A 14546-nucleotide genomic window follows, 5' to 3' on the forward strand; every position below is an offset into this window, starting at 1 on the left:
GGTATCTCGCCGCACGAGACCAACACTGCCGCACCCCCGGCTGCCGGGTCCCCGTGCACCGCTGCGATATCGATCACACACTCGACGCCGCAACAGGCGGACCCACCAGGATCGATAACTTGGCACACCTGTGCCGTAGTCATCACGTCATGAAACACCACACCGGATGGACAATCACCCAACACGATGCGGGGGATGTGACCTGGACCGACCCGACCGGACGAAAGTATCTGGACCGGCCACCGAGCCGGGTGAGGTTCGTACCCGTCATCGAACCACCCGCCGACGGTCGTCCGAGAAGGGGTACACCGTCAGGAGCTCCCGGGCCCGAAACTCTCCCAGCAATGGACACGTCACCGGGAAGCCCTGAAGTCTCGGATGCACCACACCCGTTTTAATGCGCTTGGGAGCCATTCATCACACGCCGAATGATGGGGCGAACTGGAGGCGAGAATTCGACGCCGCGTCCAAACTCGCCCCCTTCTGCGTACAGGTGATGAATCCGCTTATCACGATGTGCAATGCCCGGCTACGAAGGTGAGGCGTCGAGCGGCTATGACTACTGAGCGAAGCGTGAACTGAGATGCTGGGACAACTAGACACGAGGTGTGCCAGATCTCGGCATTTCAGTGGCTCAACAAGTCTGGGCTCCGGCGACGCCATCCCCGCAGCTGCGAGCGATCATGGAAATAGTGAACGCTGCAACTTTGTCTTTGCCTCCAGTTGCCCGGTGAGTCTGCCCACGGTTCTGAGGCTGTCGCAAAATCTGGCCTCTTGCACCGAATCGAATCCGGCTCAACCAGCGCGGTCAGCATTGCGCCGCCAACCCAATTCAACGAAGATGCAGGGTTCAGCCCTGATGCGGGCTTAGCGCTAGTGCAGGGCCAGCCCTGATGCAGGCTGAGCACTAGCGCAGTGTCCGCCCTGATCCAGGCCTCGCCTTGGTGCTGGCTTAGCCCCGATGCAGGCTCGGCCCTGATGCTGGCCTAGTCCTGATGCTGGATCAGCCCAAGTGCAGGCTCAGCCCTTATGCAGCTGAGTCCTCATTCAGGCTCATCCCCGAATCTCGTCCAGGTCCAGGTCCAGGTCCAGGTCCAGGTCCAGGTCCATGCCAGGCCCAGGCCCAGGCCCCAGTACGAGTACGAGTAACAGGACCCGCCCCAACCCCGGCCCCAGCATCCCGCTGTCTCTCGAACACTGTGACGCACCAGCCCCGGCCTGAACGCACCTCTCTTCCGCCCCGTCACCGGCGCTGGCCTCGGTTCCCGGCTGAGCGGCTCCCTCAGTTCCCGGCTCAGCGGCAGCACCCAGTAGCGGCCGCGGTGCCGCCCTAGATCCCGCGGCCTGGGGTGAGGATCCCGCGTGGATCCAGCGCCAACTTGATGGCACGCTGCACATCGAGCGCGGCCTCATCCAGCTGCCACGGCAACTCGTGCTGCTTCACGGAGCCGATGCCGTGCTCGCCCGAGATTGTCCCGCCGAGGGAGATTGCGAGCTTCGTGATGTCATCGATGAGCGCGTCGGCCTCGGCGATACCGGCCACGGTGTCGGGGGACTCGACGGTGCAGTGCAGATTCCCGTCTCCCGCGTGTGCGACCGTGGAAACGCGCTTGCCGTGTCGGGTAGCGAGCTCGGCGACGCCGTGGAATACCTCGGAAAGGGCAGCAACTGGCACGCCGACATCGCAGCTGATCTTGAGGCCGCGAGCATTGAGAGCGGGGTTTGAGAGTCGCCGCGCCTCGAGCAAAGAGTCGGATTCGGAGATCTCGGTATCGGTCGCCCCCTGCGCCCGACAGATCGCCGTGATCGTTTCGGCCTTCGCCGCGGAGTCGAGCCCCACCGTCTGCCCAACGAGCATTGCACCGGCCGGCACGGTGAGTCCGCTCGGCTGGAACGACTCGATGATCTCCACACTGAACGCGTCCATGAGTTCGAGCACCTCAGGCTGTGCCGGACCGTTCACAATTGCGGTCACTGCCGCCCCGGCTTCCTCAAGCGTGTCGAAGCTCGCGCGGAACGTGCGGGGCGTCCCCGGCGGCACAGGCTTGAGGCGCACCGTGGCTTCGGTGATAACGCCGAGTGTGCCCTCCGACCCCACAAACAGGCTCGTGAGGTCGTAGCCGACAACGTTTTTCCGGGTCAGGGCGCCGGTGCGCATCACGCGGCCGTCGGCGAGCACCACCACGAGTGCGGCGATCGAGTCGCTCGTCACGCCGTGCGCCACGCAGCGCAGCCCGCCCGCGTTGGTCGCGATGTTGCCGCCGACCGTGCAGGTGCGTGCGCTCGCGGGATCAGGCGGGAAGAATAGCCCCGATTCGCGTGCGAGCGTGTCGAGTTCCGCGGTGATGACCCCCGCCTGAACGGTCGCGGTGCGGTTGGCCGTGTCAAGCTGCAATACCTCGGTCATATCTGCAAGCGAAATGACCAGACCGCCGGGATAGGCGTTCGCGCCGCCCGCGAGTCCCGTCCCCGCGCCGCGCACACTCACCGGCACGCGATGCTCGTGCGCCCACGCAAGGGCGGCGGACACGTCCGCGGTGTCGCGGGCGCGCACAACAGCCAGGGGCTGACCCTCTGGTTCGGCCCGCGAACTGTCATGCGCGTACGGGGCCACGAGCTCCGGATCGCGAATCAGACGCTCGCCGAGGCGGCTTTCGAGATCCTGCAGCTCCACCATGTTGTCTCCTTCGTCAACGCCTGCGGCCGCCGCTCGGCAACCCAACTTCGAGTCTATTGAGGGGCGCGGCGTGTCGCGCAACCGGCGGTTCGCTTGCGCGTCCGATCGGCCGGACAGCGCACGACACGACACGCCGGACAGCGCACAACACGTCCCGCCGGACAGTGCACGACGCGACCCGCCAGACAGTGCATGACGCGACCCGCCAGACAGTGCACGACACGATCGGCACGGCGAACCCACCGTGGGAGGATTGCTCTATGCCACAGCACACAGCCGGAGCAGGACGCTACGCTCCGAGCCCCTCCGGGGATCTACACCTCGGAAATCTCCGCACCGCGCTGCTGGCGTGGCTCTTCGCGCGCACGAGCGGCCGTGAGTTTCTGATGCGGATCGAGGATCTGGATCGCGCGCGCGATGCCGGATCCGGTGCACGGCAGCTTGAGGACCTCAGGCGGATCGGGATCGACTGGGACGGCGACCCGGTCCTGCAATCTGAGCGGGGTGCGGATCACGCGGCCGCAATCGCGAAACTGGCGGCTGCGGGTCTTGTATACGAGTGCACCTGCTCGCGGAAAGACATCCTCGCTGCCCCGAGTGCACCCCACGCACCGCCCGGCGCGTATCCGGGGACCTGCCGCGACCGCAGCGACGCCGAGCGTGAGGTGGCTCGCGCCGCGATTGCACCCCGGCTCCCAGCGCTACGCCTCCGCGCCCCGGAGGGCTTGCGCTCGCTCGACTTCGCGGATCTCGTGCTGGGGCAAAGCCGGGGCGATATCGATGATTTCGTATTGCAGCGCGGCGACGGGACTGTCGCCTACAATCTCGCAGTCGTGGTCGATGACGCCGAGATGGGGGTCGACCAGATCGTGCGCGGCGACGATCTCGCGCCCTCCACCCCGCGTCAGATACTGCTGCAGCGTCTCCTCGAGCTGCCGACCCCGCCCGCGGTTGAGTACGCACACGTGCCGCTCGTGCTTGGCCCGAGCGGCGCTCGGCTCGCGAAGCGTGACGGGGCGGTCACCCTGGCTGAACTGGGGGACCGCGGGGTCACCCCTGACGTTACGCGCGGCTGGATCGCGACTTCGCTCGGGCTTGCTGCCCCCGGAGAGACCGTGCCGGTATCCACGCTGCTGAAGCGCTTCAATCCGGCCGAACTCCCGCGGACACCGTGGCGGTGGGATCCGAACGCGACCGATTAGCCACAGCCTCCGGCTGCGGTGGAGTGTGAAAGCCTTAGCGCTTGAGCGCGCGGATGATGCGAGCGAGCGCCCGACCGGTCACCCACACGAAGGGGACCGCAACAACGAGCAACGCAATCACGTTGGGCTGGAACCGGGTGACGCCGTCCTGCGTCACATACGCGCCCACCGGAACGGACATGCCGCCGCCGCCTCCGCCGGAGCCCTCACCCTGCGCGGGGGAATCTTCACCGAGGCCTTCACCCATGCCCTCACCGGCACCGAAACCATAGCTGGTGCAAGCGACCGGGAGGATCGTGGTGCCGTCGACCTCGACGGGTGCGCCGTATGCGGAGTGCACCCCGACCTGCGTCACGGTGTCTGCGAGCTGCTTCGTGAGAGATGCCATGTCGTCAGCCTACCTGCTCGGGCGCATCATCGACAGAGCCGTGCCGTGCCGGACGGAGCGACCCCGCCTGCGGTCGTTTGGGCTCGATCCCGTCACCGGATGAGACATGTTTGATGCGCCGGATCACCCAGGGGACGAGGTGCTCGCGAGCCCACACAACGTCCTCCTTGCGCGCCTCGCGCCAGCTCCGATTGGGGAGCGCCGGGGGGTCGAGCGGGGGGAGCTCGTGCGGCACGTTGAGTGCATCAAGCGCGGCGCGCGCAATAGTGTGGTGGCCGAGCGCGTTCAGATGGAGCCGGTCACCAGCCCAGTAGCGGCTGTCCTGGAGTTCAGCGATCGCCCACTGATCCACCACAACGCAGTCGTACTTCTGAGCGACCTTCCGCACGTTTTCGTTGAAGATCGCGACCTTGCCGCGAATGCTGCGGAATACAGGCTGGAACGCGGTGTCGACGCCGGTGAAAACGAGGATCGTCGCGCCAGTCGCGCTCAAGCGGGACACGATCCGCTCAAGCTTCGCCGCGACCTCGTCCGGGTCGGTGCCGGGGCGGATCACATCGTTGCCACCCGCGCAGACACTGATCAGATCCGGACGCAGATCCTCCGCAGCCGAGAGCTGCTCATCGGTGATCTGCTGGATCAGTTTGCCGCGCACCGCGAGGTTCGCGTAAGAGAACTCTTCGCTGTGCTCCGCGAGCACCTCGGCGAAGCGATCAGCCCAGCCACGCAACCCGCCCGGGCTGTCCGCATCCGGGTCACCAACACCCTCGGTGAAAGAATCGCCAATGGCCACGAAGCGTGCCCAGGGAAGCTCGATGCCTGCCCGATCCTCTGCCATACGAAACTCCGATTCTCCTTGGGTGCGACGGTCCCGACGCACACACAGTACCGCTAGTCTAGGGCGCTGTGACAGATTCGGACCCGGGCCTCCACCTCCCAGGGACGAGTGCCGCTGAGCATCTGCCTCCGGTGTATCCGGAGCGCGCCGCTCACGGTACCGCCGGCACCTTGCGCGCCTGGCAGGAGGAGGCAATCAAGCGCTACCTCGCCGCCGCGCCGCGAGACTTCCTGGCCTCGGCGACCCCGGGTGCCGGTAAGACAACCTTCGCGCTGCGCCTCGCCGCGATCCTGCGCGCCAACCACACGGTGCGCCAGGTCATCGTGGTCGCCCCCACGGAGCACCTGAAGTCACAGTGGGCGGACGCGGCCACCCGAGCGGGGATCCGACTCAATCCCGACTACGCAAACAGCGATGGCCTGGGCTACGGCAACCATTACCACGGGGTCGCGGTGACCTATGCGCAGGTCGCCATGAAGCCCGTGCAACACCGCCTGCTGACGGAGAACACCGACACGCTCGTGATTCTTGACGAGGTGCATCACGGCGGCGACGCGCTGAGCTGGGGCGACGCAATCCGCGAGGCCTACGGCACGGCCACTCGCAGACTCTCGCTGACCGGAACTCCGTTCCGCTCCGACGACGCTCCGATCCCGTTTGTCCAGTACGCGCCGCAGGGTGATGGCTCCAGCATTTCGCTCACCGACTACGACTACGGGTACGGTCGTGCCCTGGCCGACGGCATCGTTCGCCCCGTCGTCTTCATGGTGTACGCCGGCAAGATGCGCTGGCAGACCTCCGCGGGTGAGGAGATGGAGGCGAGCCTCGGCGAGGGCAATACCAAGGACATCACCTCGCAGGCGTGGCGCACCGCGCTCGATCCCGCGGGAGACTGGATCGCGAAGGTCCTGAAGGCTGCGGATCGCCGCCTCACGGAAGTGCGGGAGGACATTCCGGACGCGGGCGGGCTCGTGATCGCGACCGACCACGCCTCCGCGAAGTCTTACGCGAAGCAGCTGCGCGAGATCACGGGGGAGCAGGTTGCCCTCATCCTCTCGGACGATACGGGCGCGAGCGAACGGATCGACGAGTTCTCTCGGGGTGACTCCCGCTGGATGGTCGCCGTGCGCATGGTGTCCGAGGGGGTCGATGTGCCGCGACTTGCCGTGGGCGTGTACGCCACGAGCTCAGCCACCCCGCTCTTCTTCGCGCAGGCAATCGGTCGTTTTGTGCGGTCGCGGCGTCGTGGCGAGGTTGCCACGGTATTCATCCCGAACGTGCCGACGCTGATGCAGCTCGCCGCGGAGCTCGAAAAGGAACGCGGGCACGTCCTCGAAGGCCCCGGCAGCGCCGAGGAGATGTGGGACGCCGAAGCGGCGCTCATGAACGCCGCCGAAAAAGAAGACAAGGCGTCCTCGGAGCTGCTCGAGGGCGAGGGCTTTGTGTATCAGGCACTCGGCTCTGACGCCCACTTCGATCGTGCAGTGTTCGACGGGGCCGAGTTTGGCGGCTACGCCGAAGTGGAGAGCGAAGAAGAGCTCGACTTCCTGGGGTTCCCCGGCCTCCTCGAGCCCCAAGAGGTGAAGGCACTTTTGCAACAGCGCCAGGCCCGTCAGGCAAAGCGCAGCGCCACCAAGCAAGGAATCCTTGAGCACGCGCCGGATCGCGCGGAGGCCCCCGAAGCGCTGCACCGCACGCTGGGGGAGCAGCGGAAGTTGCTCTCGAGCCTCGTGGGGATGTACTCCAAGGTCTCGGGGGAGCCGCACAAGGACATCCACACTGAGCTGCGCCGCGTCTGTGGGGGTCCCGCGGTGCCCCAGGCCTCAGTCACGCAGCTCCAAAAGCGCATCGACCTGCTGCGACGGCGGCTTCGGCCGTAGGCTGGGGCCCATGGCGAAAAAGAGTGCGGGGTCGACCCCCGCGACCGTCGCACTGCTGCGGCTCGGGATCGCGTACACCGAGCGCAGCTACGCCCACGATGCCGCGGTGACCGATTTCGGGGACGAGGCTGTCACCGCGCTGGGAGTGCCCGCGGAGCGGGTATTCAAGACGTTGCTGGCGGAGGTGGACGGCACGCTCGCGGTCGCTGTCGTGCCCGTGGCGGGAAAACTTGACCTGAAGGCGCTCGCGGTCGCGCTCGGTGGCAAGAAAGCCGTCATGGCGGATCCGACACTCGCCGAGCGGCGCACGGGGTACGTCGTGGGCGGGATCAGTCCGTTGGGACAGCGCACCCGACTGCGCACAGTTGTCGATGCGTCCGCGATGGAGCACGAGACTGTGTTGGTCTCGGGCGGTCGGCGTGGATTGGACATTGAGCTGGCACCGGCCGAGCTGTGTCGAGCGACCTCCGCGATTCTCGCCCCGATCGGCACAAACACGGGGCTTTTCGGGGCAACGGGTACCGCGACGCGCGCGAGTTCCCGAACGAATTGGATGGGCGCTTGAGTTCCGTGATAAGTTATTCCCTGTTCGGCCGGTGAGAAATCACAAGCTGAAAATGTTCGCGCGGGTGGCGGAATGGCAGACGCGCTAGCTTGAGGTGCTAGTGCCCGTATTAGGGCGTGGGGGTTCAAGTCCCCCTCCGCGCACGAACAGAAAACCCCCTTCTTCGGAAGGGGGTTTTCGCGTATCTGGACAGTGAACGTGTTGACGAGCCGCTGTGTTGATGAGCCGCTGTGTTGACGAGCCGCTGTGTTGACGAGCCGCTGTGTTGACCGGCTACTGTGCCGACCAGCCCCCGTCGGAGGCGAGCACCACTCCGTTGACGTTTGCGGAGTCGTCACTCAAGAGCCAGGTGATCGCGCTGGCAAGCTGTTCGGGCGTTGCTGTGGGGAGGCCGAGGGTCTGGAACGCCGGTCCCATTCGCGCCGCGGCCGATTCGGAGTGAAATGCTCCGTCAACGTTTGTCGCGACGCCGCCGGGGGCAACCGCGTTCACTCGGATTCCCTGAGGACCGTACATAAATGCCGCGTGCTTGGTGAAGCCGACGACGGCGTGCTTCGACGAGGTGTACGCCGCGCCCGCTGCGTTGCCACGGATCCCGGCAGCGCTCGCGGTGTTGACAATCGATCCGACGCCGCGTTCGATCATGCCGGGCAGCACCGCACGCGTGAGCCGCATGACGCCCGTGACGTTGATATTGAAGACCCGGTCCCAGACCTCGTCGGTCACCTCGGCTGCTGGGAGGAACCCGTCCATGATCCCCGCATTGTTCGCGACTGCATCGACGGTGCCGCCGGCGGCTGCCACGACCCGCGCGATGTCCGCCTCGACGGTGACATCACTGACGACGGTGCGCAGCGCCTCCGTGCCAGCCTCCGCAGCGAACTCGGCAAGCCGCTCTGAGGAGACATCGGAGGCGACAACCACGCCACCCTCCGCGAGTATGCGCTGAGCGATCGCCTTGCCGATCCCCGATCCCGCACCCGTCACGATCACCGTCTTGCCAGCGAATCGTCCGGGAACTCCCTGAGTGTTCATGCTCTTCCTCTTCCATGCTTCGTGTGGAGGTACGAGGAGGCGGCTGCCCCTCACAACAAGTGTTCGCTTCCGTGGCGCGGGAAACCAGTGGGCCGATTCTCAGGAAGCTCTGATCATTTCGCCCCGGCAGGCCCGTCTCTGACATAGTTCGTGATCCCGAGCAGATTGCCGAGGCTGCCGGGTAGCCTGGGAGACATGACTGCTGAAGCGAACGAGCTCGCGCTCTCGGAAACCGTCCGTATCGCCCGCGATTTGATTCGGATCGACACGTCGAACCGCGGCGGCGGCGACGCGGAACCCGAGCGGCCCGCAGCCGACTATGTTGCGGCCTATCTGCGTGAGCTTGGCCTCGACCCGGAGATCATCGAGTCGGCACCGGGCCGTGCAAGTGTCGTGGCTCGCGTCACTGGCACCGATCCCGCGCTGCCCGCACTCGTGCTGCACGGCCACCTCGACGTGGTGCCCGCGGATGCTGCGAACTGGAGCGTGGACCCGTTCGCGGGCGAGATCCGTGAGGGCATGCTGTGGGGCCGCGGCGCGGTCGACATGAAGGACATGGACGCGATGATCCTGACAGCCATCGCTGAGCTGCTGCGAGCCGGTGAGCGGCCGCGGCGCGACGTGATCGTGGCGTTCTTCGCGGATGAGGAAAACGGTGGCATTTTCGGTGCCCACCACCTCGTAACGCACCGGCCCGAGCTCTTCGCCGGGGCAGGCACCGCGATCAGCGAGGTCGGCGGCTACTCCATCGACATCGAGGGGACACGCGCCTACCTCGTGCAGACGGGGGAGAAGTCCCTCGACTGGATTCGACTGCGCGCCCGCGGCACCGCTGCACACGGCTCACGGGTGTGGCACGACAACGCGGTCACCCGCCTCGCCGAGGCGATCGCCGCGCTCGGCCGCCATGAGTGGCCACTCGCGCTGTGCGACACCACCCGCGAGCTTGTCGACGCAATCGCCGCCATCCTGGGGGAGGACCCGAAGGAGGTCGCTCCCGAGGAACTTGTACTTCGGCTCGGCAAGGGCGGTGGCTTCATCCAGGCCAGCCTGCGCAATACGAGCAACCCGACGGTGCTCACCGCGGGGTACAAGCACAACGTCATTCCCGACACCGCAGAGGCGCTCGTGGACGTGCGCTCACTGCCGTCCGAACAAGCAAGCGTGCTCGCCGAAGTGCAGCGAATTGTGGGAGATGACATCGAGGTCGAGTCGGTGCACTCCGACATCGGGCTCGAAGTTCCGTTCGCGGGCGAGCTCGTTGACGCGATGACCGCGAGCCTCACCCGGCACGATCCCGAGGCGCGGGTGCTGCCCTATCTGCTCTCGGGCGGGACCGACAACAAAGCGCTCTCTCGGCTCGGCATCGTGGGCTACGGCTTTGCGCCACTGCGGCTCCCCGCCGACCTGGACTTCCCGGGCATGTTCCACGGCGTCGACGAGCGGGTGCCGCTCGACGCGCTCGACTTCGGCCACCGCGTCCTCGTGGATCTACTCCGCACGTACTAGTCCCGGCAGCTGAGAACACGGCCCCGCGCAACGTGAAGTCGCACGGGGTCGTGGGCTAGTCTGGACGGCGGCCCGTTTTGATGAGGTGCGCCATGCGTGCCGGCCAGGAAAGGACACCGTGGGAATCTTTGAGGCGATCCTGCTCGGAATTATTCAGGGGCTCACCGAGTTTCTCCCGATTTCATCGAGCGCACACCTGCGCATCGCAAGCGAGTTGATGGGAATTGGGGACGCGGGATCCGCGTTCACCGCGATCACGCAGATCGGCACGGAAGCCGCGGTCATCGTGTTCTTCTGGCGCGACATCGTACGGATCATCGGTGCCTGGTTCCGATCCCTCACCGGGAAGATCCCGCGCAAGGACCCCGACGCGCTTATGGGGTGGTGGATCATCCTCGGCACCCTCCCGATCGTGATCCTCGGACTCCTGTTCCAGGATCAAATCGAGGGGTCGCTGCGCTCGCTGTGGTTTGTCGCGATCAGCCTCATTGTCTTCGGTATCCTGCTCGGTATTGCCGACAGGATCGGCCGCAAGCAGCGCCCGCTCGACAAGCTCACCTGGAAGCACGGCGTCGGCTTCGGCTTCGCTCAGGCTCTCTCGCTGATCCCGGGCGTCTCCCGTTCGGGCGGCACCATCACCGCGGGCCTGCTCATGGGCTACACCCGTGAAGCTGCCGCACGATACTCGTTCCTGCTCGCGATCCCCGCGGTCTTCGGATCGGGTTTCTACCAGCTCGCGAAAGCGCTGCGCGCGCCCGCCGACACCACGCCGATGGGTCTCACGTTCATCGCGACGGTAGTCGCGTTCGTGATCGCGCTCTTCGTGATCGGCTTCTTCATGCGCTACATCTCGAAGCGCAGTTTCATGCCGTTTGTGATCTACCGTGTGCTGCTCGGCGCAGTGATCCTCGTGCTCCTGGGCACCGGGGTGCTGACCGCTGAGGGTGGCACCGCCGCCGCCCAGGCCGCGGCCGTTCTGGAAGGACACGCACTGTGAGGACCTGGACCCCGCCCGAGCTCCCCGAGCTGCCCGGCACGGGCACCGCCCCGAAGCTCTTCAACACCGCGACGCAGCGGATGGAGTACCCGGCGATCCCCGAGGGCAAAGCGCTGCTCTACGTGTGCGGGATCACCCCCTACGACGCCACCCACCTGGGGCACGCCTTTACGTACCTGACGTTCGACATCATGCAGCGTGCGTGGCGTGACGCGGGGATCGAGACCGTGTACGCGCAGAACATCACGGACATCGACGACCCGCTGCTTGAGCGCGCCGCTGATACCAACGTGGACTGGCGTGAGCTCGCCGACGACCAGATCGGCTTGTATCGCTCAGACATGCACAGGCTCGGGATGTTGCCGCCGGAACACTTTATTGCGGTCACGGAGCAGATCGAGGAGATCGCGCAGGCCGTGTTCGAGTTGCGCGCCCGCGGATTCGCGTACACAGTTGACACCCCTGACGCGGAGGATCCCGCGCAGGACGACATCTACTTCGACACGGCCGCGGCCGAGCGCGAATCGCAGTGGCGGCTCGGCGACGTTGCACCCTACGATCCCGAGCTAATGCGCCGCCTCAGCGCCGAACGCGGGGGCGACCCCGATCGGCCCGGGAAGCGAGGGCCGCTCGATCCGCTGCTGTGGCGCGCTGCACGCGCGGGGGAGCCGAGCTGGGACTCGCCCGTGGGGCGGGGCCGGCCCGGCTGGCACATCGAGTGCTCTGTGATCGCGACGGGCGCGCTCGGCGGGGCCTTCACCGTGCAGGGCGGCGGGGCAGATCTCGTGTTCCCGCACCACGAGTTCACCGCGGCACACGCCACCGCGCTCTCCGGCACCCCGCTCGCTCACGCGTACTGTCACGCCGGACTCGTCGCGTACCAGGGGCACAAGATGTCTAAGTCGCGCGGCAACCTCGTGTTCATCTCGAAGCTGCTCGACGCCGGGGCTGATCCCTCGGCGATTCGTCTGGGCCTGCTTGCACACCACTACCGCTCCGAGTGGGAGTGGCACGACGCCGACCTCGCTACCGCGAAGCGACGCCTCGACGCGTGGCGCGCCGGACTCGAGCGGCCGTGCACGGATCCCGTGGCCGCGGAGACGGTACTGCAGCAACTCCGCGCGGCGCTGGCCAACGACCTCGATACTCCGGTGATGCTCGCCACACTCGACGCCGCGCTCGACCGGGGTGTGGATGAACCGCAACTCATCGCCGACGCGGTGTTCGCCCTGCTGGGGGTGCGGCTCTAGCTTTCTGATGGGGCTTCCAGGGTGTCCCTCCCTGGAGGCTCCCCTGGAAGCTCCCCTGGAAGCTCCCTTGGAAGCCCCCTGCGGTGTTCCACGCGAGAACGCAATTGTGCACCTTTCCAGCCTTCGCTTCGTGCGAAATTGCGGTCTCGGCGAGGGTGCAGCGCACAATGCCAATGGTGCCCGGGGTGCAGGGGTGTCTGGAGATGCTTCGGGGGCACTTGGGGGCTTCCCAGAGGCTCTGCGTCCCGGGGGTACTGCGTCCCGGGGGCTCTGCGTCCCGGGGGCTCTGCGTCCCGGGGGCACTGCGTCGCGGGGGCTCTGCGTCGCGGAGGCTCTGCGTCCCGGGGGTCGAATTTCCCGGGGTGAGTGTATCCAAGGATGAGGACTTCTCCGGGTGAGTGCGTCCTCGGGCGAGCGCATCCCCGGATGTGAGCGCATCTCCTGGGTAAGAGCCTTCCGGGATGTGAATCTCCTCGGGTGTTCGAGTTTCTCGGGATGCGAGTTTCCCCAGGACAAGTGTTTCCAGGGGTGAAGATATCCTGGCCGAGCGCGTTCCTAGGGTGAGGCCCGAAGGGTGCGAGTCTCCCAGGGCGAGCCCAGCCTGCCGAGACCTCAATCTCGCACGTTACTGTGCGCCAGAAGGTACCAGAGTGCGGACTCGCGGGATATGCGGGGCCCAGCCGGGAGACAATGTGCGAGCGGTAGGCCTGGCGAGCAACTCGTCATCCCCTCCCGTGGGGCTCTACTGGTGGCTTTGCTCGCGAGAGCTCAATTGGGCACCTTCCCAGTGCTCTGAACGTGCGTGATTGCGGGCTCGGCGTCGAAGGGGAGCGCAGGGGCCTCGGGGTGTACCCCACACCCTAGAAGCCCCTCCGGGGCGACAAAGAACACGCCGAGAACGCGAAAGCGAACCCGAATAGCGCCCGGAACGCGCGAGAATGCGGGATGGGCCTGGAATCAGCGTAGGCGGGTGCCGTGAGGCTGCGTAGGTGCGGCCCTGCTAGTGCGATTCGGGGTCTTCGGGCGAGTCGGCTTCGTTCGCTGCCCCGAACCCAGCAGAAGCGTCGGTGTCAGTGTCAGTAGCACCAGTAGCACCAGCAGCACCAGCAGCGTCAGCAGCACCAGCAGCACCAGCAGCATCTTCAGCCTCGGCGGATGGGCCGGTCACGCCTGCCGCGGATGCTGCGCCCGCCGATGCGCCGGCTCCTGCCTCAGGTCCAGCTGCCTCATCGGACGACGCATTGGGTTCTGCGTCAGCACCAGCTGCCGCATCAACTGCAGCATCAGCACCCGACCAGGCATCCGTATCGCGGCGCGAACCATCCTCAAGGAACTTCTCGAACTCCGCGGCAATGGCGTCACCGGTCGTTTCCGCCGCGAGTGCCTCGTCTCGGGTCTCTTCGAGCCCGCGAATGTAGCGTGACATGTCCTCGTCGGCGGCGGCGATCCGGTTGATGTTCGCCTCCCAATCGGTCGCCTGGCTGAGGAGTTCTCCGCGCGGGATCACGACGTCGAGCAGCTCCTCGAGCTTGTCGAGCAGGGCGAGCGTGACCTTCGGTGATGGCGTGCTGTGCACGTAGTGGGGAACCTGCGCCCAGAGCGATACCGGCGGGATGCCCGCAGCGGTGAGGGCGAGATCGACAACCGTCGCGATGCCCGCGGGCCCCTCGTAAGTGCTCCGCGTCGCGCCGGTGAGCTCCCGCCGTTCGGCACTCTCGCTCGTAATCGTGGTCACGACCGGGCGGGAGTGCGGGGCGTCGGAGTACATCGAGCCCAGGATGATGACGGTATCGATCGCCCAGACATCGACAAGCTCGACGATTTCGTCGGCGAAGCTCTGCCAGTCACGTGCGGGTTCGACCCCGGAGAGCAAGAACAGCTCGGTGACCCGCCCGCCGTCGATGCGTCGCACGGTGTCGCCCTCGGCGTCATCGGCTTCGTCTTCGCTGCCGGGGCGGTGCAGCGTGCCGAGTAGCCTCGTGTCGGGCCACTCCAGGCTGCGATCTCCCGCCTCGTCAAGCACTACCTTCGGCCGGTGCACCTGGTAGTCGACGTAGCCCTCGGAGCCGATCACGTGCAGCACCTGCGCGTCGACGAGGTCTCTGAGATGTTCGAGGACCTCAGTGGTGGCGTCGCCCGCGTCACTCCATCCCTGGAAGGCGGCAATGAGTACGCGGGGGTACCCGGGGGAGACGTCGGTCACTG

General features: G+C 66.4%; 11 protein-coding genes and 1 tRNA gene. 7 read left to right on the top strand and 5 right to left on the bottom strand.

Features of this window, described 5'->3' with window-relative positions; all coding sequences use genetic code 11:
- Positions 1 to 1330: 1330 nt before the first annotated feature.
- A complete protein-coding gene (locus FM113_RS16615) occupies positions 1331 to 2677 on the bottom strand; it encodes an FAD-binding oxidoreductase (RefSeq protein ID WP_087015947.1) in 1347 nt (448 codons plus the stop codon).
- A 260-nt stretch (positions 2678 to 2937) separates the two neighbouring features.
- Between FM113_RS16615 and gluQRS the strand changes: the two genes are divergently transcribed.
- Positions 2938 to 3879: a tRNA glutamyl-Q(34) synthetase GluQRS gene (gene gluQRS, locus FM113_RS16620; RefSeq protein ID WP_087015948.1), complete on the top strand. Its 942-nt coding sequence runs from the start codon at positions 2938 to 2940 to the stop codon at positions 3877 to 3879.
- 34 nt (positions 3880 to 3913) lie between these two features.
- Here gluQRS and FM113_RS16625 read toward each other — a convergent pair whose 3' ends face one another.
- Together FM113_RS16625 and FM113_RS16630 are read right to left on the bottom strand one after the other, a co-directional pair.
- Entirely contained in the window at positions 3914 to 4267 is a 354-nt protein-coding gene (locus FM113_RS16625) for a spore germination protein GerW family protein (protein ID WP_087015949.1), read from the bottom strand.
- A 4-nt stretch (positions 4268 to 4271) separates the two neighbouring features.
- A complete protein-coding gene (locus FM113_RS16630) occupies positions 4272 to 5105 on the bottom strand; it encodes an SGNH/GDSL hydrolase family protein (protein WP_087015950.1) in 834 nt (277 codons plus the stop codon).
- A gap of 68 nt (positions 5106 to 5173) precedes the next feature.
- Here FM113_RS16630 and FM113_RS16635 point away from each other — a divergent pair, with 68 nt between their 5' ends.
- The 3 genes from FM113_RS16635 to FM113_RS16645 all read left to right on the top strand — a co-directional run bounded on the left by FM113_RS16635 (position 5174) and on the right by FM113_RS16645 (position 7693).
- Entirely contained in the window at positions 5174 to 6985 is a 1812-nt protein-coding gene (locus FM113_RS16635) for a DEAD/DEAH box helicase (RefSeq protein ID WP_087015951.1), read from the top strand.
- A 10-nt stretch (positions 6986 to 6995) separates the two neighbouring features.
- The gene (gene ybaK / locus FM113_RS16640) at positions 6996 to 7550 is read left to right on the top strand and encodes a Cys-tRNA(Pro) deacylase (protein ID WP_087015952.1); all 555 of its coding nucleotides are present in this window, start codon (positions 6996 to 6998) and stop codon (positions 7548 to 7550) included.
- Between the two features lie 58 nt (positions 7551 to 7608).
- A tRNA-Leu gene (locus FM113_RS16645) sits at positions 7609 to 7693 on the top strand.
- Between the two features lie 130 nt (positions 7694 to 7823).
- Here the strand turns inward: FM113_RS16645 and FM113_RS16650 are convergent.
- A complete protein-coding gene (locus FM113_RS16650) occupies positions 7824 to 8585 on the bottom strand; it encodes an SDR family NAD(P)-dependent oxidoreductase (protein WP_087015953.1) in 762 nt (253 codons plus the stop codon).
- A 195-nt stretch (positions 8586 to 8780) separates the two neighbouring features.
- Here FM113_RS16650 and FM113_RS16655 point away from each other — a divergent pair, with 195 nt between their 5' ends.
- From FM113_RS16655 to mshC, 3 genes are all read left to right on the top strand, one after another.
- Entirely contained in the window at positions 8781 to 10094 is a 1314-nt protein-coding gene (locus tag FM113_RS16655) for a M20/M25/M40 family metallo-hydrolase (protein ID WP_087015954.1), read from the top strand.
- A gap of 118 nt (positions 10095 to 10212) precedes the next feature.
- Positions 10213 to 11091: an undecaprenyl-diphosphate phosphatase gene (locus tag FM113_RS16660; protein ID WP_087015955.1), complete on the top strand. Its 879-nt coding sequence runs from the start codon at positions 10213 to 10215 to the stop codon at positions 11089 to 11091.
- The gene (mshC, locus tag FM113_RS16665; protein WP_087015956.1) at positions 11088 to 12341 is read left to right on the top strand and encodes a cysteine--1-D-myo-inosityl 2-amino-2-deoxy-alpha-D-glucopyranoside ligase; all 1254 of its coding nucleotides are present in this window, start codon (positions 11088 to 11090) and stop codon (positions 12339 to 12341) included. Before FM113_RS16660 ends, mshC begins: the two co-directional genes overlap by 4 nt.
- Before the next feature lie 1000 nt (positions 12342 to 13341).
- Here mshC and FM113_RS16670 read toward each other — a convergent pair.
- Positions 13342 to 14544 (bottom strand): PAC2 family protein, encoded by a 1203-nt coding sequence (locus tag FM113_RS16670; protein WP_087015957.1) that lies wholly within the window; start codon positions 14542 to 14544, stop codon positions 13342 to 13344.
- Positions 14545 to 14546: the final 2 nt, after the last annotated feature.

This window comes from Leucobacter sp. 7(1), assembly GCF_900163635.1.
GTDB lineage: Bacteria > Actinomycetota > Actinomycetes > Actinomycetales > Microbacteriaceae > Leucobacter.